We start from the raw sequence: 21,852 nt of genomic DNA, 5'->3' as shown, positions 1-21,852 counted from the left end.
GGGTGGACAACAACGTCCCTGCCGGCACTCCCGAGATGCCGCGACCGTTCTCCGACGGGGTGCGGATCGCCCTCGTCGACGACCACCCGCTCGTGCGGGCGGCCCTGCGGATGGTGCTGGACGCCACCCCCGGCCTGCAGGTCTGCGTCGAGGCGCAGGACGGTCCGGGCGGTGTCCGCGCCGTGCTCGACGAGCGTCCCGACGTCACGCTGATGGACCTGGCGATGCCGGGATTCGGCGGAGTAGAGGCCACCCGCACCATCCTGGCGGGGTGGCCCCAGGCCCGCGTGGTCGTCCTCACCGCCTTCGCCGACCACGTGCTCGTCGACGAGGCGGTCGGCGCCGGCGCGGTCGGGTACGTCCTCAAGGACGCCTCCCCCGGCACGGTCGTCGACGCGGTCCTCGAGGCCGCCCGCGGCGGCCGCCCCGTGCGCCCCGACCTCGCGCGCCCCTGCGCCTGACCCCGGTCCTTCGCCCGCCCCCCACCTGGGACCCGCACCTTCCTGCGCCCCCGTCCGGCCCTCCTCGACCCGGCCCCGCGTCGTCCGCCGCGCACCCCCGGCCGGCACGACGGAGGGCCGCCGGTCCGATCGGACCGACGACCCTCCCGCCCGGCCAGGGGTGGGGCCGGGCGGTGGGCGGCCGCGCGCCGGGCGCGGCCGCCCACCCCGTCGTCAACGGCGCTGGAAGGTCACCCCCTGGAGGGTTCCTCCGCGCACGGACTCGACGACGAGCTGCGTGCTCGCACCGGGGTTGACCCCGCCGCGGACACGAATGCCCCAGTCACCGGTGGTCGCCGGGGCCACCGGGGCGGAGACGAGTCCCTCACCGACCAGGGCGCCCTTGGTGCCGTCGGCGTTGCGGACCCACACCTTCACCGTGTTGTTCCAGGTGACGCTGGCGGTGCCCGACACGCGCCACTCGGACTTGTCGGCGCGGTACTGCGCCTGCCCCACGGTGAGCTGGTCCACGACCTGGGTGACCGTCACGGTGGACGAGGCGGTCTGCCCGTCGGCCCCCGTCACCGTCACCTCGAACACGAGCGGCTCTGCGCTCGCCGGCATCGGGAACGTGAAGCTGGCGGCCGTGGGGTCCGCGAGAGGAACGGAGGTCCCGGCCGTCTGCGTCCACGCGTACCCGGTGGCACCGGTGCTGTCCGCGGCGGAGACGGTGACCTGACGTCCGAGGGGAGCCTCGGCCGGCGAGGCGGTGGCCGTGGCGACCGGGCCGGCGGGCGGCGGGGGCGGGGTGGCCTCCGTGACGACCGCGACCGCGTAGGAGGCGCTGGTGTGGGTCCCGCCGCTGCCCACCGCGGTGAGGGTGAAGGCGAGCGAGGTCTCCTCGGCCGGGGCGGTGAAGGTGACCTCCTGCCCGGTCTGCCCCGCGATCCCGACGTCGGGCCCGGCGACCTGGTCCCACAGCAGGCTGTCGGCGTTGTGGGAGGCGCTGGTCAGGGTGACGGGCTGGCCCACGAGCACCTCCGTCGGCCCCGAGATCATCGCCACGGTCGGCATGGCCTGGGCGGCCTGGGGACCCGTCACGGTGACGGGCGTGGTCGCGCTGCCGCCGGCGGCCGAGGTCACCGTCACCGACGCCGGCGGTGCCGTCGTCGTGGTGGTCACGGTGCCGCCCGTCAGCACGACGGGCGACCCGGCGGCGTCGGTGAGGCCGTCGACGGTCAGCACCGGCGGGTCGACCTCGTCGCTGGAGGTGGCCGTGACCGTGAGCTCGTCGGTGGCGGTGTCGTAGGTCGCCGTGGTGACGGTGACCCGGTCGGTCACCGGCAGGGTGCGGGTGGCGACCGGGCGGTCGCTGTCGTTGGTGAAGGTCACGGTGCCCGGCACGGTCTGGGGCAGCGGCAGGCGCCCGAAGTAGCGTCCCCCGTCCGCGTCCAGGGTCGTCCTGACGACCCCCTCGCCCTCGACCGAGACCGACTCGTTCACGTCGGTGACGGCGTGCACGTCGAGCCAGCGACCGGACGGACCCTCTGCGTAGAACGCTCCCTGCGGGTCGATGCCCGAGTTGGTCGACACCTTGCCCATGAGCGAGAACTGGTCGGTCGCCGCCACCGTCGCGCGGGTGCCGTCGTCGAGCAGCTGGTCGACCCGGAACTCGTTGGTCCCGTGCGGGCTGCCCGTGACGCGGGTGGGCACGGCCGGGTCGCCCACGTAGCGGTTGCCGTCCGGCGTCTCGATGAGACCGTCCACCCCGACGAGGAAGGGATTGATCCGGGACCGCAGCGCGAGCCCGAAGTTGCCCGGCGCCGGGGTGATGTCCTCGACGTAGCGGAAGCCGTCCGCCTCCGCGTCGGTGACGGTGAACGTGTCCACGCCGTAGGGGTGGACCACCTCGTAGGTCCCGCCGGACGGGAGGTCGAGGTCGAAGCGCACGCGGCCGAAGACCACCTGGTCACCGTCGACCGTGGCCTCGTTGGCCATCGTGGCCTCCAGCCCGTAGACGAGCACCCCCTTGCCGCCGGTCGGCATGTCGATCTCGGCCCCCGCCAGGAAGTAGAAGGACTCAAGCGGCCAGTTGTCCGGGAAGCTGATCGGGGACTCGGGGTCGGGCATCTCACCGCGCAGGAACGCCGGGTCGCAGTAGGGGTCCTCCAGGTCGAGGCACTGCTCCAGGCGCAGGCCCTCGCTGTCCCGGTACCACGTGGGGTACCCGTGCTCCCCGCTGACGGGGCCCACGGCGGACAGGCTGGTGGGGTTGGGCACCGTGACCTCGGCCAGCGCCACGGTCGCGCCGGTGGCGACCACGCCCGCCGTGGCGAGCACGGCGACCGTCCGGCGCCTCAGGAGGGACCCGGGCAGGCGTCGCCCGGCCGGGTCGTGGATGGTGGTCATGTCGAGCTCCTCGGGTGGTGGTGGGGATGGGTGGAGACAGGTATGGGGCGGGGGCGGGTGCGGGAAGGGCGCGGGCCCGGGCGGTTCACGGATGGATCACCCGGCCGGTGATGGCGTCGAGGGGCACCGGACCCAGCCGACGGGAGTCGATGGAGTCGAAGCGGTTGTCGCCCAGGACGAAGACGTGGTCGTCGGGCACCTGGACGGGCCCGAAGAACACGCCGTCGAGGGTGACGTCGTCGACGTAGGGCTCCTCGACCGGTTGGCCGTCGACGTGCAGCACGGCGTCGAGGATCTCGATGCGCTCCCCCGGCAGACCGACGACCCGCTTGACGACGGCACCGTCGGCGCCGTCGAAGAGGACGAGGTCCTGGTGGTCCACGTCGTCCCAGTGCAGGGAGAGGCGGTCGACGAGGATCGTCGACCCCGGCTCCAGGGTGGGAGCCATCGAGTCGGAGGCCACCTCGAAGGGGGTGAGGACGAAGGCTCGGGCCACCGCCACGCCCAGCAGGGTGAGCGCGGCGGCGGCGCCGAGGGTCGTGGTGGTCGCCACGGCGATCACGCGTCCGGCGGGAAGGTGTCGAGCAGCGCGGGCGCCGTGGTGATCGGGTCGTGCGCGTCCGGCTGCCCCGGGGTCAGGCCCACGGCGAACTGGTGCATCATGTCGTGGTCCTCGTGGGGCAGGTTGTGGCAGTGGACCATGTACTTGCCTCGGCGGTCGAAGCGCATGAGCACCCGCACCAGCTCGTCCGGACCGACGTAGGCCACGTCCTTGGGACCGCGCTCGTAGTCGAACGGCGGCCGCCCGTTGCGGCTGAGGATCTTGAAGTCGACCAGGTGCACGTGCAGCGGGTGGAACCACCCGCCCGAGCTCGTCTCCAGGTCCCACGTCTCGACGTCGCCGAGGCCCGGGTTCGCCAGCACCCGGGTGTAGCCGCTGGCGACGACGTCGCTCCACGTCTCCTCGTTGATGTTCCAGATGTTGGTCTGGTCGTTGCGCTTGAGGTGCAGGCGACGCCGGCGACGGCTCGTGGCCGGGTCCAGGCTCATAACCTCGCTGGAGGCCAGCGTCTGGGGGATGGCCCTCCAGGTCGGGTCGCTGGTGTCCACCGGGGCGTCGGTCACCGTGAACGCCATGATCTCGTCCGTGTGGTCGAAGTCGACGTTCTTGGGGTTGGAGGCGTTGCGCAGCCGGACCGTGGTCCCGGGGGCGTAGCGGCTGAAGTCGACGAGGAACTCGTAGCGCTCGGCCGGGGAGTGCCGCCAGCGCGTCACCGGCCGGCTCACCGGCATCAGGCCACCGTCGGTGGCGACCATGTGCACGGGCTCCCCGGTGCTCAGGTAGGGCCGGTAGGACCGTGACATGGAGGCGTTGAGGAGGCGGAAGCGGTAGACCCGCCGCTGGACCTGCATGACCGGCCACGGCTGTCCGTTGACGAGGACGACGTCACCCCAGACGCCGGAGTGCTCGTCGTCGTCGAAACGTACCCTCCCGTCGGCCTCGAACATCATGTCGCACAGGGTGAGCGGGACGTCGAAGTCGCCCTGGGGCAGCAACGCCCGCTCGACCTCGTCGTGGATGAGGTACTGGGCGGCCAGGCCCGAGTAGACGTTCATCGTGGTCTGGTGCGAGGCGTGGTCGTGGTACCAGATCGACCGGGCCGCCTGGTCGTTCTCGTACACGTACTCCTTGTAGTAGCCCGGCCCGGTGAGGTCGCCGGCGTAGCCGTCGAACTCCGGGGCGGAGGCGTGCCCGTGCAGGTGGGTCGACAGTGAGATGGACTCGTGGTCGGCGTGGCTCGCGTGCCGCACGCCGGTCAGGCCGTTGCGCACCCGCAGGCGCACCTGGGTGCCCCGCTCGACCGAGATCGTCGGCCCCGGGACCATCCCGTTGTAGCCGATGACCGGGGTGGTGTACTTCGGCAGGATCGAGGCCGTGCCCGCCCGGGCCGTGACGCTGTAGCGCTCCACGCGCACACCGTCGGCGTCGGTCAGCACCTGGTAGGGCGCCAGCCGGGGCAGGGGGCGGAAGGCCGCCCGGTAGGGCCGGGGCATGTCCCGGTCCGCCAGCCCGCTCGCCGACTTCGTCAGCACGGTGTTGCCCAGAGGCTGGGTCAGGCCTGCGTACCCCATCATCCCCCAGCGCGCCCAGGCCCGAGGCCGCCAGCAGGTTCCGTCGTGTGATGTCCACCGAAGTGTCCCCTTCTGCTGCACGCTTCCCGTCAGGTCCGGCCGGGGGTGTGTCACGGATGTCGGCGGGAAGCTCTCCCGGTCGGTGATCACCACGGTCCGCCTCCCGCCTTGCGCGAACCTTGCGTCCCACTTGGTGGCAAGATCGACCCATGTCCACTCCGACATCGCCCCCGACCGAGCCCGCCTCTGCCGATCCCGGTCCCGGTCCCGGTCCGGCCGACCCCGGTGCCGTGGACCTCGACACGGTGCGCCGGGTCGCCGGGGGGATCCACCGGGCGATCACCACGGTGATCGAGGGCAAGGACGAGGTCGTCACCACCGCCGTGACCGTCCTGCTCGCCGAGGGCCACCTGCTCGTGGAGGACGTGCCCGGGGTCGGCAAGACGATGCTGGCCAAGTCGCTGGCCCGGGCCATCGACTGCCAGGTCTCCCGCGTGCAGTTCACCCCCGACCTGCTGCCCAGCGACATCACCGGCGTGAGCGTGTTCAACCAGGACAGCCGCCAGTTCGAGTTCCGGCGCGGGGCGATCTTCGCCAACGTCGTCGTCGGCGACGAGATCAACCGGGCCTCGCCCAAGACGCAGTCCGCGCTGCTGGAGTCGATGGAGGAGCGCCAGGTCACCGTCGACGGGCACACCTACCCCCTCCCCCGGCCCTTCCTTGTCATGGCCACGCAGAACCCGATCGAGATGGAGGGCACCTACCCGCTCCCGGAGGCCCAGCGGGACCGCTTCATGGCGCGCCTGTCGATGGGCTACCCCTCGGCTCTCTCCGAGATGGCCATGCTCGCCTCCCACGGCGGCGTCTCCCCGCTGGAGGCGCTGACCCCCGTGACGACCTCGGAGGAGGTGCAGGCCCAGATCGAGGCGATCCGCGAGCTGCACGTCTCCGACGCGCTGCGCCGCTACGTCGTGGAGCTGATGGCCGCCTCCCGCCACCACCGGATGCTGCGCCTGGGCGCCTCGCCGCGCGCCGGCCTGCAGCTGCTCCGGGCCGCCCGGGCGCACGCCGCGCTCGCCGGCCGCGACCACGTCGTGCCCGAGGACGTGCAGGCGATCGCGGTCCCGGTGCTGTCCCACCGCGTGCTGGCCACCGGCGAGGCCTCGCTGACGCGGCACAGCACCTCCGACATCGTCCGGGACGTCGTCGAGCGCACCGCCGTCCCCGCGGGGCGCTGAGGGGAGCGATGAGGTCCCCCTGGAAGGTGCTCACCGCCCGGGGCAGGGCGTTCACCGTCCTGGGGGTGGTGGTCGTGGTCGCGGGCGTGCTCCTCGGTTACGAGGACGTCACCCGCATCGGTCTGGTGCTCCTGGCCCTGCCCCTGCTGGCCCTGCTGCTCGTACCCCGCCGCACGCCCCGTATCAGGGTCCTGCGCGAGGTCGAGCCGGTCCGCCTCAGCCCCGAGGAGCGCGGCACGGTCACCGCACGGTTCACCAACGTCGGCCGCCGCCGCACCCCGGTCTACCTGGCCGAGGAGCGCCTTGACCCCCAGCTCGGCGAGCGGCCCCGGTTCGTGCTCCCGCGCCTGGTCCCCGGCGAGGAGAAGCGCCTGCGGTATGCCGTGCGCAGCCGCCACCGCGGCGCCTACCACCTCGGGCCGGTCCTGCTGCGCCAGCGGGACCCCTTCGGCCTGACCTTCCTCACGCTGCAGCTGTCCTCCACCGCCGAGGTGCTCGTGCTGCCCCGCGTCCACCCCCTCGGCGACGGGCGGGTGCGTGGCACCTCCCGCGGCAGCGAGGGCGAGATGCCCCAGATGGTCGCCCTGCACGGCGAGGACGACGTCTCCATCCGCAACTGGCGCCAGGGCGACGAGCTGCGCCGGGTGCACTGGCCCGCGACCGCACACCGCGGCGAGCTCATGGTCCGGCAGGAGGACCGGCCGGCCCGCCGGCGGGCCCTGCTGCTGCTGGACTCCCGCGACGGCGCCCACCCCGGCTCGGGGGTGCGCACCTCCTACGAGTGGGCCGTCTCCGCGCTGGCCTCGGTCGCCCGACACCTGGTGGCCGACGGGTTCGTCGTCCACCTGCTCACCGACACCACCCTGCGGGAGGGGACCACCGACCACCCGGTCGACCTCGACGTCGCGCTGACCGCCCTGGCGCGGGTGCAGCCGGACCCCGAGGGCCGGCTGGACCGGCTGGCGGCGGCCGCCGCCCCCTTCACCACCGGTGGCGTCCTCGTCATCGCCGCCGTCGTCGGCGACGACGAGGAGTCGCTGCGCACCCTGGCCGCCATCCGCCAGCCGGGCTCGCGCGCGATGGCCTTCGTCCTGGACCCCACCCGCTTCGGCGGCGGCGAGCGCACCCGGCGGGCCGACCGGGAGGCGACCCGCGAGGTCGACCGCCGACGGCGGGGGCGGACCGCCGGCGACGACGGGATCGGCGGGGCCGGGGCGGTCGGCGCCGAGACCGCCCAGCACCGCGAGCTCGCCCCCACCGCCGTGCTCGCCGACGCGGGGTGGCAGAGCGTGGTGGTGGGACCGCATACCGAGATCCCGCAGGCCTGGGCCTCCCTCACCGCGGCGGGCGGGCTCGTGGGGGCTCGCCGATGAGGCTGGACGAGGAGGCGTTCGCGCGGGGGATGTGGCCCGAGGGCCTCGTCGCCGCGCTCGCCACGCTGGCGGTGGCCTGGCCGCTGACCGAGCTGCTGCGCGACAACAGCTGGTTGTGGCCGGCCGTGCTCATGGTGGGGGTGGTGGCCCTCTCCGGGGCGGTCCTGCGCACCCTGGACGTGCCGCCCAGCGTCGTCGCGCTGCTGCAGCTGCTCCTCGGGCTGGCCGGGCTGATGCTGACCTACCTGCGCGAGACGCTGTGGCGCGGCCTGCTGCCGACCGGGGAGACCCTGGACCAGATGGGCGTGCTCCTGCGCGAGGCCGGCACGGTCCTGCAGACGTACGCCGCGCCCGCCCCCGTCACCGACGGGGTCTCCTTCCTCCTCGTCGCCGTGCTCACCCTCACGGCGGTCTCCGTCGACTCGATGGGTGTCACCGGGCGGGCTCCGGCCAGCGCCGGGATCCCGCTGGCGGCCGGCTTCCTGGTGTCGGTGTCCAACACCGGCCAGGCGATGGAGCCGTGGTACTTCGCCGCGGTCGCCGTCCTGTGGCTGGTCATGCTGGCCCAGCAGGGGCACCGGGTGCTGGCCGGATGGTCCTCGGCCGACCGGCGGGAGGCGCGCGGGGACGACATCGGCGTCAAGGTGCCCACCTACCGCGGCCTGGGGCAGGCGCTCGGGGCGCTGGCGCTGGTCGCCGCGGTGCTCGGCGCCGCCGCGCTGCCGCACCTGCCGCCCACCTTCTTCGGCGACGGCCTGGCCCGCAACCCCGACGCACGCACCGCGGGGGGCGGGGGCGACGTGACGTTCACCGAGACGATGGACCCCGCGCAGGACCTGCGCAACCAGTCGCGCACGCCGGTGCTGACCTACCGCACCTCGGCCACCCGGCTGGAGCCGCTGCGCGTCACCGCGACCGAGCGGTGGGAGGACGGCCGGTGGGTCGCCCCGCAGCGCACCCAGGGCGGACTGACCCAGGTGGGCGAACCGGTCCCGCCGCCGCCGGGTCTGGGTGAGGACGTCCCGGTCCAGCCCCAGCAGCTCAGCGTGACCGGCAACTCCCTGGAGCCGCCCCACCTGGCGACCTCCACCCCCCTGGTGACGCTCGACCTGCCCGAGGGTGCGGCATACCGCTTCGACCCCGAGGACCGCACGGTCGTCCTGCAGACGCCGGTCGAGTCCTACGAGACCACCTACCTCGCGGTGGGCGGGGGCACAGGCTCGCTGCCCGACGGCGTGGGCGCGGCCCCGGCCGACCCGGCGCAGTTCGACCCGGAGGTGCTCGAGCTGGACCCGGTGTCCCTGCCGGCGGTCGAGCAGCTCACGGCCGAGGTCGTGGGCGGGGAGACCAACACGCTGGAGACGGCCGTCCTCATCCAGGACCACCTGCGCTCCAGCGCCTACACCTACTCCCTGACCCTGGCTCCGGAGGCCCAGGACGACGCGAGCGACCCGATCGGCGGGTTCCTGGCGACGCGGCAGGGGTACTGCGTGCAGTTCGCCACGGCGATGGTGATGATGATGCCCGCAGCGAGGGGATCCCCTCACGGATGGCCGTGGGCTTCCTGCCCGGAGACCCGCAGCCCGACGGCACGCGCGCGGTCGTGGCCTCGGACGCGCACACCTGGCCCGAGCTGTGGATCGAGGGGATGGGGTGGACCCGGTTCGAGCCCACCCCCGGCGTGCGCAGCGAGGCCCCGCCGGCCTACGCCCGGGCCCAGGAGGGCGGCGACACCGCGCCGACCACGACGACGGTCACCCAGACGCCGACACCGACCGAGGAGCAGGCGCCCGCGCCGGCGCCCCAGCCCGACGAGACCTGGCAGGACCGGCTGGCCGACCTGCTCCCCCTCATCGGGAGGGTCCTGCTGGGGCTGCTGCTGCTCGCCCTGCTGCTCGCGCTCGTGCCGCTGGCCGGCCGGCGTCACCGGGAGGGGGCGCTCGCCGAGGCGAGCACGCCCGCGGAGCAGGTCGAGGCGCACTGGACCTGGCTGACGCGCAGCCTGCGGGACCTGTCCGTGCCCGACCCCCCGGAGCGCAGCCCCCGCGCGATGGGTCGGCACTACCGCAGCGTCACCACGCTGAACCGGTCCGGCGAGGCGTCCCTGGACCGGCTCAGCGCGGTGCTCGAGCGGGCCCGCTACGGCCGGCCCGGGACCGTGCAGGCCGGGCAGGTGGAACCGCTCGGCGACGACGTGCGCCGGATCGTGGAGCAGGTGCGCGAGGGCACGCCCTGGAACGTGCGGGCCAACGCGGCCCTGCTGCCGCGCAGCGGGATGGACGGGATCAGGTCGATGCTGGGACGGCGAGGACGGCCGGGACGGCGGGGGTGAGGGGTCGCGCATGGTGGGCCACCGCCCTCGGCTGGTTCGTCGGTGGTGGCATCACGGCCTGGATCCTGTGGGGCCCCTTCCTGTTCTTCGCCTATCCCGGCCGGGAGGCCCATCTCGTCCTCGACACGGCGGACGCCTGCGTCGCCCTGCTGGGAGCCTTCCTGGCCCACGGCCGGTTCGTGCGCGCCGGGCGGTGGCAGGACCTCCTCCTCGCCCAGAGCCTGCTCGTGCTCGCGGTCTCCGGAGCCGTCTCCGGGATGCTCGCCGGCGTGCTCCCCGGCTCCCCCGGCGCCACCGACGTCTGGATGCTGCTCGGCCTCCGGACCGTGGGCGCGCTGTTGCTCCTCGCGGCGTCGCTCGTCGGACCGGTGCGGGTGGTGGGTGTCCGGCTCCGGCGGGCCGGCGTCGCCGGAGGACGTGTCGCCCCGGGGGGCCGCCCTTCCCGGGCCGGCGCGCCGGCGTGGGTCCCGACCGTGGGGGGACCCACGCTCGTCGGCGTGGCCGCCTTCGTCCTGGCCTCCCTCGTCGGCGCGGGTCTTCCGGTGGCCGTGGACACGGCATACCTCGAGGCGGACCTGCGCCCCGCGCTGCTGACGGCGCACCCCGTGCTCGTCGGTGCCCAGCTGCTCTCGGCCGTGGCGTTCCTGGTCGCCTCGGTGGCGTTCACCCGTCAGGGGATCCGGACGGGCGACACGCTGCTGCGGTGGTTGGGGCCCGCGAGCGCCCTGGGCGGGTTCGCCCGGGTGAACTACGCGCTGGCGCCGTCGCTGTACACCGACTGGCTCTACACCGGTGACCTGCTGCGGACCGGGTTCTACCTGCTGCTGCTGGTCGGGGCCGCCCGTGAGCTCTCGCGGTACTGGACCGCCCGCACCGAGGACGCCGTGCTGGCCGACCGGCGCAGGCTGGCCCGTGAGCTGCACGACGGCGTGGTGCAGGAGCTGAGCTACATCCGGGGCGAGAGCCACGCGATCCAGGACGACCCCGGCCTGCGGGAGCGCATCCTGGGGGCGACCGACCGTGGCCTGGACGAGGCACGGGCCGCGATCCACGCCCTGGGCCAGTGGAGGGCGAGCCGTTCGCCGAGCTGCTGCACCGCGCCGCCCACGAGCTGGGACGACGGCACCGGATGGACGTGGTCGTGGACGCCGACCCCTTGCTGGCGGTGGAGGCCGACCAGGTGCACACCTTGCTGCGGATCGTGCGCGAGGCGGTGACCAACGCCGCTCGCCACGGACGGGCGGAGGTCGTCAGGGTCGAGCTCCGCGGTGACGGGGGTGCACGGCTCCTGCGGGTGTGCGACGACGGCGTCGGGTTCGACGTGGACGGAGCGGTGCAGCAGCGGACCGGGTACGGGCTGGTCAGCATCGGCGAGCGGGCGAGGGCGTTGCCGGGCACACTGGACATCGCCAGCGAGGTCGGTGTCGGGAGTGAGGTGAGTGTGCGGTGGTGACGGCGGACGGCGGGCGGGCGCATGCCTCGGCGGACGGGTCTGCGGATGCCCCCGAGCCGGGGGCGAGGAACAGGCCCGGGGAGGAGGGACCGATGCGCGTCGTCCTGGCCGACGACCATGCACGGGTGCGCGACCAGGTGCGCCGGGCGCTGGAGGACGGCGGGTGCGAGGTGTGCGGTGAGGGTGCGACGGCTCAGGAGGCTGTCGACCTGGCGGTGCAACACGCTCCCGACGTGGTGCTGCTGGACATCCACATGCCCGGCAGCGGCATCTCCGCCGCCGCCGAGATCACCCGCCGACTGCCGCAGACGGCCGTGGTCATGCTGACCCGCTCCGGTGACGACGAGGACCTCTTCGACTCGCTGCGGGCCGGAGCGTCGGGCTACCTGCTCAAGGGGGACGACCCCGCCACGCTGCCCGACGCGCTGAGGGGCGTGCTCGACGGGGAGGCGGCGATGTCGCGGCGCCTGGTCACGCGGATCATGCAGGAGTTCCGCGCGCCGCGACGCCGGCCGTTCGTGCGCAAGTCGGTCGCAGCGGGGCGGCTCAGCTCCCGCGAGTGGGAGGTCATGGAGCTGCTCGCCCAGGGACTGACCACCGAGGACGTGTCCAAGCGGCTGTTCCTCGCGCCCACCACCGTGCGGGTGCATGTGTCCTCGGTGCTGCGCAAGCTGCGCGTGAAGGACCGCGAGAGCGCCTTCAAGCTGCTCAGGCAGGATCCGGAAGAGCCTGCGCCAGAGCGCTGAGCACCATGCCCAGCCGCTCGGCCTCCTGCGGCGTGTGCTGCGTGTCGCCGATCAGCACGTAGGGACCGTCCCGCTCCCCCGTCGTCGGGTCGACGGACATGCACAGCACGGCGCTCACCCCGTCCGCCAGGGCGACCGGCTCACCCTGGTGCAGCCAGTCGTCCTCGCCGCGGGCAGGGTCGTGGGCGGTGACGCACCACGGGGGGCAGTGTTCGACGGTATCGGTGCCCACACTTCTCCCTACGGTCCGTCGGTCGGTTTCGAGACGGACGTGGGGACCCCGGCATGTGTCAAGGTCCCGACATCCGCTGCGGGCTTAGAGCACATCAGGCCTCACCTCTTCAACTCGAAAGGGATGCTCCTGGTGGTGCCGTCCTCGAGCTTCACGACCAGATGGCCCTGCTCGTTCGTCAGGCCCGTCAGGTGCGAACTTGCGTACTTGTGGCGCCGCCTAGCCGCTCCACCGTCGCGGACGCGGTCTTGGTCCCCTCCTCGTCGCGGGCAACGTCCGTGCAGCGCAGCTCCGGGACATTGTCGAGGATCACCACCTCATCCCCTGGGACACCGACAGCGTTGTCGGCGTGGGCGACAGCACCCCCAACACCTACGAGCAGGACGGCGGACAGGGCGGCCACCGCCCTGTTGGTTATGCGGAGCAGAAGGTCCTTTACAGAAATGGATTGTCCGGTCTCGAGGACGACCGGGTGGTAACGACGACGTCCGGCCTGAATAGCGTCCCGCATGTGGGGAAGGTGATTGGTCGGAGCACCGCTGTTGCCCTTCTCTGAGCTCGGCCATGGAAGGCGAGAGGGACAGGGAGCCCCGCGCACCTGGTGTTGGTGCGCGGGGCTGCCCGTCGTTGCTTGCTGGTCGTGCCGTGTGCTACTTGCGGAGGTCGAACACTGCCTTCACCGGGACTGCAAAGCTCGGGTCCATGACCGTCACGGTGTAGGTGCCGTTGCCCAGTGCGAGGCCGCCGTTGAGCTGGCTGTTCTTGGTGGACAGGTTGTAGACGTACTGGGTGTCGGCCCAGCGCATCAGCTTGCCGTTGGTCGCGACCTCGGTGATGACCGGCTCGTTGACCGCGCCGTCAACGATGGTGTCACCCTGCACGAGGTTGACCGCCGGGGTGAGGTTGCTCACGGGGAGGCCGTCGCAGCCGGTCACCGTGATCTTGACCGGGACGGTGCTGCCGATCTTGAAGGTGCTGCGGGTGCCGGTGGTGTTGATCGGTGCCTGGATGACGCTCGGGGTGTTGTAGGCCCGGACCCCGGGGACGCTCTCACTGTCAGAACCGAGGTCGTCATCGGTCACCGTGACCGTGGCGGAGTAGGTGCCCGCAGCGGTGAAGGTCCGCGACATGTCCGTGCTGCCGTTGTCCCAGAGCACCGACTCCGTGTGCGTGTCGGCGCTGCCCGCGTCGGTGAAGGTCGGGTCCAATGTGACCGCGCACGCGCCCTGCCGGGTCTGGGTGACTCCGGTGATCACAGGGTTCGCGTTAAGAGCGTTGTAGGTGAACTGCTGGGTGGCGTTGACGTGCTCACCGTCGGACGCTGTCACCGTGATGGTGCCGGGAGCAACGTCGTCATTGGTGACCAAGCTCCAGTTCCATCTGCCGTCCCCGTTGTCGGTGAAAGTGCCGGCGCTGTTGTCGGCCGTGAGAGTGAGGCTGTCGTTGCCGTCGGCGTCGGTGAACACGCCACTGGCCACGAGGGTGTCACCCTCCGTACCAGAGGCGCCAGTTGCGGCCACACTGCTGGCCACCGGAGCATGAGAGTTGAGGTCGCACGCGTCACCCAGACCGTCGTTGTCGGCGTCGGCCTGTTCGGGGTTGGCCACGTTCACACAGTTGTCGGAGGAGTCCGACACCCCCGTCACCGTCGGCATCCGGTGCCGGCGGCGGGGTGACGACTGGGCCTGTGGCCAGCAGCGGCACCTGGACGTTGATGAAGTCGGTCTTGTAGGCGGGCAACACGGTTCTGTCGACGAACGTGTCCTGGCCCTTCACCTTCACGACCTCAGTGACCGTTTCGCTCCGGCCCCCGGTTGCGGTTCCTGTGAGCGTCGTCTTCGCCCCCGCGGTCGCGGTGACGCCGCTTCCGGCCACCGACACGGTGACTTGGTGCGTCGTGGTGCAGTCGGTGACCTGAACGCTGGTCTTGTCGACCGTTGCCCACGCGTCGTCAGCGGTGAAGGTGATGGTCACGGGGTGGTCGGACGTCGCGTTGCAACCCGCAACGTCACTGCCGCCGGAGCTCGCGAGCAGCTGCACCGTGAACGTGTCGCTGCCGCCCTCGGGAACAGTCATCGAGTTGTTGCCCATGTCGACATCGTCGGCGAACGCGAGACCGGTAAAGGCAAGTGCTCCAGCCGCCGTCATGGCCGTCAGAGTTGATGCCCGCCCTGCCCACTTCTTTGTTCTGGTCATGTTTGAGCCTTCCTGGCCACCTGGCGTACCCCGAATGAGCTTGCCCTCACGAGGAGCGTAGGTGCGCGGGACTGCGGACGATAGACACGTGAGCGTTCAAGGGGGTAAACGCGCGTTCAAACCCTTAAGCGCTCCGCCCACGAAACGGGCAAAGCGTCATGTCGAAGAACGGCGGGATCCTGTTCGACCTGGTTCCGCGAAACCGCATGCCGGCCATCTGGCCGCGGCTGCTCACGGGGCTCCGGACGGACTCAGAGGCGGCATGCCGCCACCGTGACGAAACGACCAGGCCCCCACCGGTGCTGACACGCCAACATCACCGCCGCGTCCTCGTTGGTCATGCCGCTGGCGACCTATAACCAGAACGCACCTTCCACCGCACGGGCGGGTGCTGGACGCACCGGGGAGCGCAACCTGGGCCGGACCGCCCGGTCTGCGTCCCGTTGCGACGACCCGTTGGTTTCCACGATGAAGGCGACGTAGACGAACCCAGTGGTTCGCACGCCCTTGTCCCGCCACACCCGGACAGATCCGGCCGGCCATGGCCCGGTCGCACCGACTCCCGGGAGACTCCCAGCTCCTTGGCGACCGCAGTCATCGCTCCGTCACTGAGGGGTAGTCCTGCCGGTGCTCCAACCCCAACCTGACTTCCCAGGCTCGCAGCTCAGGATCGATCTTTTTCGACACGTGCTCATTCTCCGGGACCCGTACAGGGGGCGGCATCAAACCTGCGGCGCTTCACGAAAACGTGAAGGCGTGGCAGTGCCATAGAAACCGTTTGCGCGTTCATCGGCCTAAGCGCACCGTTCAATCAGGTAAACGCTGCGGGCCACCTTGCGGTGCGGGCTACTCGCAACCATGAGATCTGCATGCGAACGATCGACAACAACCTGGGGACGATCGGCGCCGTTCAGTTTGGGGACCCGCGGAAACCACCAGCACGGGTTCGATCCTGGCAGCCCGACGGTGTGCAGCAGCGCACTGGCAACACGGGATCGCACGCCAGGAAGAGAATGCTTAGAAGGGACCGTCCGCAGACCGACCCTCCCAGACCGGGAGCAGCCGCCTGTCGTCACCCACCGTGACGTAGAGGCCGCTCGTGCTCTGCAGCAGGACCGGGTCACCCGCTGCCTTGGTCAGGCTTCACGGCGTGCCGCCGGGGCACTTGTTCACCTCGCGCACGTGTCCGCCGCCGTCGTCGTGGCCGTCAGCGGTGGTACCCACGTCGTGGCCATCGTCGTCCTGGCCGCCACCCTCGTCATGACCTCGACCGCCGGCACCTCCACCGCCTCCTAGCGTTGCTGCACTTCCATGCCTGCCCCGGTGACCGCGCCGTCGATACGGTTGAAGCCGACCGACCCCGCGTTCGTCTGGAGCCCCTCGTTGTTGTTCCAGCCGAGGACCGACTGCACCTAGCCCTTCCCGACGAAGCCGTACACCCCGGCATCCAGGTCGTAGGCGGTCGCCGTCCCGGCGGCCGTGAGGGTGAGTGCCGTCGCGATGACGGCGACGGTGAGGATGCGTCGCATCTCGGTTTCCTGAGGAACGACCGGCGCAGGGGTACGGGCCCCCGCCCCCCGGCCGCCGGACCCACCCTCCGGCCCCCCGCGGCCCTCGTTGTAGGCCCGTGGGGGTCGTGCGACCGATCGTCGCGGACGGCTCTAGGAGGGCGCCGGCCGCGGGATCTTCGTGTCCCCGAGTGCACGGCCCCGTCACGGGACCACGCCTCATGAATATCAGCCGGGTCGAGGAGCGCACATCGGGCGAATGCCCCACCACCTGCCCGGATCTGCTGCCGCATAGGGCGAATGCCCTATACAGGCCCCCCTGGCCCACGCCATAATCGACCATGGACCCCAGCACCCCGTACGGGCGGGACGACGTGCTGCGCCGCATCCTCGAGGAGCTCGAGGCCCCCGGTGTCCTGCTGACGCTGACCGGGCTTCCCGGCTCAGGCACCTCGACGGTGGCTCGGGCGGCACTGAGCCTCACCGCCCCTTCCTGCGACCCTGACACCCCCGGATGCGAGTCCGACCGCCCCTGCACGTCGTGCACCGTGGAGGGGAGGGTATGCCGCAGCGCCGGCGCCCTGGAGGCCGCCCTGGAAAGGTGTTCCTCCACCGACGTCGGACTGATCCTCGTCGAGGACGTCCACCACGCCGTCGACGGGCCCGCGGTGGTGGAGGACCTGCGGCGCTCACGGCCTGGCCTGAGTCTGCTGCTCACCGCCCGCACGCCCGTGGGGCTGCCCGGCGAGGTGGTGGTGCGGGTGCCTCCGCTCCCGCTGCCGGACCCGCTCGACGCGCCGGAACGACTGCGCGCAGAGCCCGCCGTACACCTCTTCCTGGACCGGGCCGCCCGGGCCGGGGCACCCGTGGACGTCGACGGCGCGGACCTGGCCGACGTGGCCCGGATCTGCCGGCACGTGGGCGGGCTGCCGCTGGCCGTGGAGCTCGTCGCCGCGCGGGCCGCCACCTACTCCCCCAGCACCCTGCTGCACCTCCTCCGTCGGGCTCCGGGCCAGCTCCTCCGCCCACCGGGCCGAAGGTCGCACCCGTCCGACGGGGTCGCCGATCACGACCTGGCCACCGCCCTGGCCTGGAGCGTCGCCCTCCTCGACGAGTCCGCCCGCCAGCTGTTGTTCGACCTGCTGGTCCTCGGGTCGTCGGTGACGGTGGACGACGTGGAGCAGGTCACTGGTCGGGACGACGTCGTCGACGACCTCGCCGCCCTCGTCGACGTCCACCTGGTGGAGGCCGACCACGAGGGACGCGTCAGCCGGTTCACCGTCGCGCCCGTGGTGCGCGACCACCTGCGCACCATGGGCACGCCCTCGGACGAGCTGCGCCGGCGCCACCGGTCCTGGGCGCGTCGGGTGGCCAACGACTGCCTCCAGCTCGACGAGTCGGGAAGCCTGTCCGAGGCGCGCCGTCGTGCAGCGGCTGTCGAACCCGACCTCACCGGGGCGCTGGACGCCGCCCTGGCCGACGGGGACGCCCCGGCCGCCACCGACCTGGCGCTGGCGCTGCTGCCCGTCTGGTTCGCCCGCGGTGCCGTCCCGGGCACCGCCGACCGTGTCGCCTCGGTCCTCTCCACCCTCGGGGAGGACACGTCGGACGTCGCGGCCGAGACCCGCAGCCTGGTGCTGGCCGCCTGGGTCCAACTGCTGCGGGCGGAGACGGCGAGCTCGGCCGCCGACGTCTCGGCGGTCGTGCCGGAGCTGACCCGGATCCGGGAGCAGGCCCGGCTCAGGGGTGACCGGGCGCTGCTCGGCGTCACCTTCGTGGCCGTGCAGGCCGCGCGCTCCATGGTCGACCGCGAGGCCGCCGAGGCCTGGGCCCGGGAGGGACACTCGTTGGCCCGCCGGCTGGCTGACGAGGCGCGGCTGGTGCGGATCGAGACCTGGCTCGGCATGCTGGCGCACCAGCGAGGAGATCCCGTCGAAGCCGCGAAGTGGGCCCGCTCGGCCGTCTCCCGCGCCCACCGCCTCGACGATCCCGGGCTCGCCCTGTCGCCCACCGGTCTGCTGCTCAGCCTCCCCGGCCCCCCGCCCGACGGCATCGAGCTGCCGGACCGTACCCGGCTGGTCGACCTGGCCCGCCAGCACGGCGACCTGCGCACCCTGGACTGGTTGGAGCCGATGGCCGCGTTCGGTGCCCTGGGGGCCGGCGACCTGTCGACCGCCGTCCGCCACAGCATGGCCACCCTCCGCCGAACCGGCGCCAGTGGTGCCCGACCCCGGGCGGGCCCTCCTCTCATGTGCTTGTTCCTGGTGGCCCTCCAGGTGCAGGACCTGCCCTGCGCCGGACGACTGCTCGGCATGGTCGCGCGGCACCTCGACGTGCTGCGCCCGGCCCTGCCACCCGCAGTCGCGGCCGTCTTCGACCAGGCCGAGGAGGCCTACCACGCGGCCACCGGGCCGGAGGGTGTCCGTGAGGTCGCCTGGGGTGCACACCTGAGCCACGACGAGGCCCTCGACGCCGCCCTCGCGCGCTCGCCCGGGGCCTGGACCGGTCCGTCTCGGAGCGGACGTCGGTGGGCCCGGCCTCCGCCGGGCCGACGGCCGCGGGGCACGCCGACGCGGGGCTGACGGCCGCTGGCCGCCCCGACGCGGGGCGGACGGCCGCTGGCCGCCCCGATACGGGGCACAGCAGTGCGGGGCACACCGACGTCGGGCCGGCGACCCTCCCGTCGATCGCGGTCGGGCAGAGGGGCGGAACGACACCGACGGGCGTGGAGGCGTCCCCGACCCGGTCGGTGAGGGAGACGGGATCCACCCGCACGTCCGACGACCTCCGCACCTCCGACGACACCGGTCCCGGCTCCGGCTCCGGCGACACCGAGCTCACCGCCCGTGAGCGTCAGGTGCTGGAGGCTCTGGCGTCCGGGGCCACGAACCGGGAGATCTCCCGACTGCTGGGGATCAGCCCCAAGACGGTGATGCACCACACCAGCCACATCTACCGCAAGCTCGCGGTCCGCGGCCGGGCCGAGGCGGTGGCCCACCACCTGCGACATCCCGGCACCCGGCCTCAGACCGGCCGGGACATCTCCAGGTCACGCTGACCCTCCAGCCGCGGATGGGGCAGGGAGGCACCCGTCAGCCGGTACCCGTGCCGCTCGTACGCCCGGCGCGCAGCCGTGTTGGACTCTCCCACCTGCAGCACCATCCGGGTGCACCCCAGCCCGCGGGCCAGGTCCCGGGCGGACTCCAGGAGCAGGTCCACGACCCCCCTCCCCCGCCCGGCGGGCACGACATACACCGCCAGGACGAGCGCGTCCCCGGAGCCGGCCTGCAGACCCAGGGCCTGGTTGGTCTCCCGCGTCAGCACGGTCGTGGTCCCGAGCGGTGTGCCCCCGGCGTCGCGCACATGCAGGGTGCGGTCGTGGGACCGCTTGCGCCACTCGGCCTCGGCGAGGTGCTCCACGTCGGCGAGCACGGTCCAGAACGCGTCCGGCGCGTCTCGCAGCATGCCCAGGCGCAGCTCCCGGTAGTCGCGCCAGTCGTCGGGGGTCAGCCGTGCCACGTGCAGACCGGGCACCGATGCGCCACCAGCGGACCGTTCCATGAGAACTACTCCTAGCACGCAGGCAGCAGATCAGGGCTGCCAGGTCTGTCCGTCAGCCGGTCGCTCCCGGCCCTGTCCGTCGTTCGACCGGGGTCTTGACGTGACGGCGGATGCGCTGCGTGGCGGGCCGGTCGTCACGTTGTGACGTGGAGCACATCGCGCTAATCTTTTTTGAGCCCTTGAGATCCCTCACGAGGCGCACGACCAGCCTCGTCTCGACCTGGGGCTGGCGACGGTGACTGATCCGTCGCACGCGTTTCACCACCGCGGGAGCGACCATGAGACGTCAGGACTGGCAGGATCTCGCGTTCTGCATGTGCTTGTCCGGGGCGATCGTGACCACCTTCGTGATCGGGGTCTTCCTCGCCGTCTACCTCGGGATGCTGTTCTCATAGCACCCGTCGACGTCGACCCACCCCGGGTCGCCCGGTCAGTCCAGGTAGTCCCGCAGGACCTGCGACCGGCTCGGGTGGCGCAGCTTGGACATGGTCTTGGACTCGATCTGACGGATCCGTTCGCGCGTGACGCCGTAGACCTTTCCGATCTCGTCCAAGGTCTTGGGCTGACCGTCGGAGAGGCCGAAGCGCATCGAGACCACACCGGCCTCGCGCTCGGAGAGGGTGTCCAGCACCGAGTGCAGCTGCTCCTGCAGCAGCGTGAAGGACACCGCGTCCGCCGGCACGACCGCCTCGGAGTCCTCGATGAGGTCACCGAACTCGCTGTCGCCGTCCTCACCCAGGGGCGTGTGCAGGGAGATCGGCTCGCGGCCGTACTTCTGGACCTCGACGACCTTCTCGGGCGTCATGTCCAGCTCCTTGGCCAGCTCCTCCGGGGTGGGCTCGCGGCCCAGGTCCTGGAGCATCTGACGCTGCACGCGGGCCAGCTTGTTGATGACCTCGACCATGTGCACCGGGATGCGGATGGTGCGGGCCTGGTCGGCCATCGCGCGGGTGATCGCCTGGCGGATCCACCAGGTCGCGTAGGTGGAGAACTTGTAGCCCTTGGTGTAATCGAACTTCTCCACCGCGCGGATCAGACCGAGGTTGCCCTCCTGGATGAGGTCCAGGAAGAGCATGCCGCGGCCGGTGTAGCGCTTGGCCAGGGAGACGACGAGACGCAGGTTCGCCTCGAGAAGGTGGTTCTTGGCGTTCTTGCCGTCCTGGGAGATCCACCACAGCTCGCGCTTGAGCTTGGCGTCGACCTTCTCCCCGGAGTTCAGCTTCTCCTCGGCGAACAGACCGGCCTCGATCCGCTTGGCGAGCTCGACCTCCTGCTCGGCGTTGAGGAGGGCCACCTTGCCGATCTGCTTGAGGTAGTCCTTGACCGGGTCGGCCGTTGCACCGGCGGTCACGACCTGCTGGGCGGGCGCGTCGTCGTCGTCGGCGCTGGTGAGGACGAAGCTGTCGTCCTCGCTCTTGGTACCGGCCGCCTTGACCCCCTCGGCCACCGGGGTGGCCACGGTGGTGTCCTCGTTGGACGCCCCACCCTCCTCGACCACCAGGTCGGCGTCGGCCTCCACGGCCGCGGAGTCCGAGTCGGAGTCCTCGACCGGGGCTGCCGCGGCCTTCCTGGCTGCCACTGCCTTCCGGGTCGCCGCGGTCTTCGCGGCAGCGGTCTTGCGGGCGCTGCCGGCGGGCGCGCTCTCACCGACGGCGGCGTCGGCCGCACCCCCGGTCGTCGCCGACGTGCCGGCGGCCTTCTTGGCGGTGGTCTTCTTGGCGGTCGTCTTCGCTGCGGTGGTCTTGGCCGCGGTGGACTTCGTCGCGGCCGTCTTGGCCGCCGTCTTCCGGGCGGGGGCCTTCTTCTCGGTCGAGGGTGCCTCGGCCGGAGTGTCCGACGCGCTGGGGTCACCGTCCGGGTCGGCGTCCGGGTCGGCGGGCGCGCCGGCAGCCTTCTTCGCCGCGGCCGACTTCGCCGTGGTCCGGCCCGTCGCGGCGGGCGTCTTGGCACGCGGACGCTTTGTGGTCGTCTGGGCGGTGCCGTCGTCCCGGACCTCGATGGCGGCGTCGCTGAAGACGCGCAGCACCTTCTTCTGGGCGGCGGCGGTCCCGACCTCGGCGACCTGCAGAGCCTCCCGGACCTGAGCCATCGCCACGTGCCCGTCCTGCGCTCCCTGGGCCAGCAGCGTGCGCAGCGCCTCGTGCTCGAAGGCGGGCGGCAGGTCGGTCGGGACGGCGGGGCGGGTGGTCTTGGCTGTCACGGGAAGAACCAACTCTTTTCGGGCGTGGGGC

18 protein-coding genes and 2 pseudogenes are annotated in these 21,852 nt (G+C 72.2%); 12 read left to right on the top strand and 8 right to left on the bottom strand.

What is annotated here, in order from left to right:
- Positions 1-2: 2 nt before the first annotated feature.
- On the top strand, positions 3-461 hold the full coding sequence (locus tag ACQ95T_RS06540) for a response regulator (protein ID WP_425940390.1): 459 nt from the start codon (positions 3-5) through the stop codon (positions 459-461).
- Between the two features lie 213 nt (positions 462-674).
- Here the strand turns inward: ACQ95T_RS06540 and ACQ95T_RS06535 are convergent, their stop codons facing one another.
- The 3 genes from ACQ95T_RS06535 to ACQ95T_RS06525 form a co-directional block, all read right to left on the bottom strand.
- On the bottom strand, positions 675-2,849 hold the full coding sequence (locus ACQ95T_RS06535; RefSeq protein ID WP_431473669.1) for a PKD domain-containing protein: 2,175 nt from the start codon (positions 2,847-2,849) through the stop codon (positions 675-677).
- An 85-nt stretch (positions 2,850-2,934) separates the two neighbouring features.
- On the bottom strand, positions 2,935-3,402 hold the full coding sequence (lepB, locus tag ACQ95T_RS06530; protein WP_425940386.1) for a signal peptidase I: 468 nt from the start codon (positions 3,400-3,402) through the stop codon (positions 2,935-2,937).
- Between the two features lie 5 nt (positions 3,403-3,407).
- A complete protein-coding gene (locus ACQ95T_RS06525; RefSeq protein WP_431473668.1) occupies positions 3,408-4,985 on the bottom strand; it encodes a multicopper oxidase family protein in 1,578 nt (525 codons plus the stop codon).
- Positions 4,986-5,191: 206 nt separating this feature from the next.
- Between ACQ95T_RS06525 and ACQ95T_RS06520 the strand changes: the two genes are divergently transcribed.
- From ACQ95T_RS06520 to ACQ95T_RS06485, 8 genes and pseudogenes are all read left to right on the top strand, one after another.
- The gene (locus ACQ95T_RS06520; protein ID WP_425940383.1) at positions 5,192-6,220 is read left to right on the top strand and encodes an AAA family ATPase; all 1,029 of its coding nucleotides are present in this window, start codon (positions 5,192-5,194) and stop codon (positions 6,218-6,220) included.
- An 8-nt stretch (positions 6,221-6,228) separates the two neighbouring features.
- Positions 6,229-7,593: a DUF58 domain-containing protein gene (locus tag ACQ95T_RS06515; protein WP_425940381.1), complete on the top strand. Its 1,365-nt coding sequence runs from the start codon at positions 6,229-6,231 to the stop codon at positions 7,591-7,593.
- Positions 7,590-9,059: pseudogene (locus ACQ95T_RS06510) on the top strand (DUF3488 domain-containing protein); the annotation flags it as partial. The gene ACQ95T_RS06515 and the pseudogene ACQ95T_RS06510, both read left to right, overlap by 4 nt.
- 83 nt (positions 9,060-9,142) lie before the next feature.
- Positions 9,143-9,205: pseudogene (locus ACQ95T_RS06505) on the top strand (hypothetical protein); the annotation flags it as partial.
- Positions 9,206-9,610: 405 nt separating this feature from the next.
- Positions 9,611-9,925, top strand: a complete 315-nt coding sequence (locus ACQ95T_RS06500; RefSeq protein WP_431473937.1) for a hypothetical protein — start codon at positions 9,611-9,613, stop codon at positions 9,923-9,925.
- On the top strand, positions 9,922-11,142 hold the full coding sequence (locus tag ACQ95T_RS06495; RefSeq protein ID WP_431473667.1) for a histidine kinase: 1,221 nt from the start codon (positions 9,922-9,924) through the stop codon (positions 11,140-11,142). The genes ACQ95T_RS06500 and ACQ95T_RS06495 overlap by 4 nt, the downstream gene beginning before the upstream one ends.
- Positions 11,067-11,378, top strand: coding sequence for a sensor histidine kinase (locus ACQ95T_RS06490; RefSeq protein ID WP_431473666.1), 312 nt, complete (start codon positions 11,067-11,069; stop codon positions 11,376-11,378). Before ACQ95T_RS06495 ends, ACQ95T_RS06490 begins: the two co-directional genes overlap by 76 nt.
- Before the next feature lie 92 nt (positions 11,379-11,470).
- Entirely contained in the window at positions 11,471-12,124 is a 654-nt protein-coding gene (locus ACQ95T_RS06485) for a response regulator (protein ID WP_425940375.1), read from the top strand.
- Here the strand turns inward: ACQ95T_RS06485 and ACQ95T_RS06480 are convergent.
- The gene (locus ACQ95T_RS06480; RefSeq protein ID WP_425940373.1) at positions 12,087-12,356 is read right to left on the bottom strand and encodes a DUF6907 domain-containing protein; all 270 of its coding nucleotides are present in this window, start codon (positions 12,354-12,356) and stop codon (positions 12,087-12,089) included. The genes ACQ95T_RS06485 and ACQ95T_RS06480 overlap by 38 nt on opposite strands.
- 349 nt (positions 12,357-12,705) lie before the next feature.
- Between ACQ95T_RS06480 and ACQ95T_RS06475 the strand changes: the two genes are divergently transcribed.
- Positions 12,706-12,912, top strand: a complete 207-nt coding sequence (locus ACQ95T_RS06475) for a hypothetical protein (protein ID WP_425940371.1) — start codon at positions 12,706-12,708, stop codon at positions 12,910-12,912.
- Positions 12,913-13,006: 94 nt separating this feature from the next.
- Here the strand turns inward: ACQ95T_RS06475 and ACQ95T_RS06470 are convergent, their stop codons facing one another.
- Both ACQ95T_RS06470 and ACQ95T_RS06465 read right to left on the bottom strand, forming a co-directional pair.
- Positions 13,007-13,963 carry a PxKF domain-containing protein gene (locus ACQ95T_RS06470; protein WP_431473665.1) on the bottom strand — a complete coding sequence of 319 codons (957 nt, stop codon included), beginning with the start codon at positions 13,961-13,963 and terminating at the stop codon, positions 13,007-13,009.
- Positions 13,917-14,552, bottom strand: coding sequence for a hypothetical protein (locus tag ACQ95T_RS06465; protein ID WP_431473664.1), 636 nt, complete (start codon positions 14,550-14,552; stop codon positions 13,917-13,919). The genes ACQ95T_RS06470 and ACQ95T_RS06465 overlap by 47 nt, the downstream gene beginning before the upstream one ends.
- Before the next feature lie 1,849 nt (positions 14,553-16,401).
- Between ACQ95T_RS06465 and ACQ95T_RS06460 the strand changes: the two genes are divergently transcribed.
- Entirely contained in the window at positions 16,402-18,642 is a 2,241-nt protein-coding gene (locus ACQ95T_RS06460; protein WP_431473663.1) for an ATP-binding protein, read from the top strand.
- A 143-nt stretch (positions 18,643-18,785) separates the two neighbouring features.
- Positions 18,786-19,118: a response regulator transcription factor gene (locus tag ACQ95T_RS06455; RefSeq protein ID WP_431473662.1), complete on the top strand. Its 333-nt coding sequence runs from the start codon at positions 18,786-18,788 to the stop codon at positions 19,116-19,118.
- Here the strand turns inward: ACQ95T_RS06455 and ACQ95T_RS06450 are convergent.
- Both ACQ95T_RS06450 and ACQ95T_RS06445 read right to left on the bottom strand, forming a co-directional pair.
- Positions 19,085-19,594 carry a GNAT family N-acetyltransferase gene (locus tag ACQ95T_RS06450; RefSeq protein ID WP_431473661.1) on the bottom strand — a complete coding sequence of 170 codons (510 nt, stop codon included), beginning with the start codon at positions 19,592-19,594 and terminating at the stop codon, positions 19,085-19,087. The genes ACQ95T_RS06455 and ACQ95T_RS06450 overlap by 34 nt on opposite strands.
- A gap of 457 nt (positions 19,595-20,051) precedes the next feature.
- A complete protein-coding gene (locus ACQ95T_RS06445) occupies positions 20,052-21,821 on the bottom strand; it encodes an RNA polymerase sigma factor (protein ID WP_425940364.1) in 1,770 nt (589 codons plus the stop codon).
- Positions 21,822-21,852 lie beyond the last annotated feature (31 nt).

The organism is Ornithinimicrobium carbonis (genome assembly GCF_050703245.1).
In the GTDB taxonomy this organism is placed as follows: Bacteria; Actinomycetota; Actinomycetes; order Actinomycetales; family Dermatophilaceae; genus Ornithinicoccus.
Note: the sequence above shows the minus strand (reverse complement) of the source record. Positions and strands in the feature narration are given on the sequence as shown.

What these genes read in the sequence shown, in the direction of transcription:
- ACQ95T_RS06535 (WP_431473669.1), bottom strand. Translation starts at nt 2,849, where the DNA reads ATGACCACCATCCACGACCCGGCCGGGCGACGCCTGCCCGGGTCCCTC.
- ACQ95T_RS06525 (WP_431473668.1), bottom strand. Translation starts at nt 4,985, where the DNA reads ATGATGGGGTACGCAGGCCTGACCCAGCCTCTGGGCAACACCGTGCTG.
- ACQ95T_RS06520 (WP_425940383.1), top strand. Translation starts at nt 5,192, where the DNA reads ATGTCCACTCCGACATCGCCCCCGACCGAGCCCGCCTCTGCCGATCCC.
- ACQ95T_RS06515 (WP_425940381.1), top strand. Translation starts at nt 6,229, where the DNA reads ATGAGGTCCCCCTGGAAGGTGCTCACCGCCCGGGGCAGGGCGTTCACC.
- ACQ95T_RS06485 (WP_425940375.1), top strand. Translation starts at nt 11,471, where the DNA reads ATGCGCGTCGTCCTGGCCGACGACCATGCACGGGTGCGCGACCAGGTG.
- ACQ95T_RS06465 (WP_431473664.1), bottom strand. Translation starts at nt 14,552, where the DNA reads ATGACCAGAACAAAGAAGTGGGCAGGGCGGGCATCAACTCTGACGGCC.
- ACQ95T_RS06460 (WP_431473663.1), top strand. Translation starts at nt 16,402, where the DNA reads ATGGACCCCAGCACCCCGTACGGGCGGGACGACGTGCTGCGCCGCATC.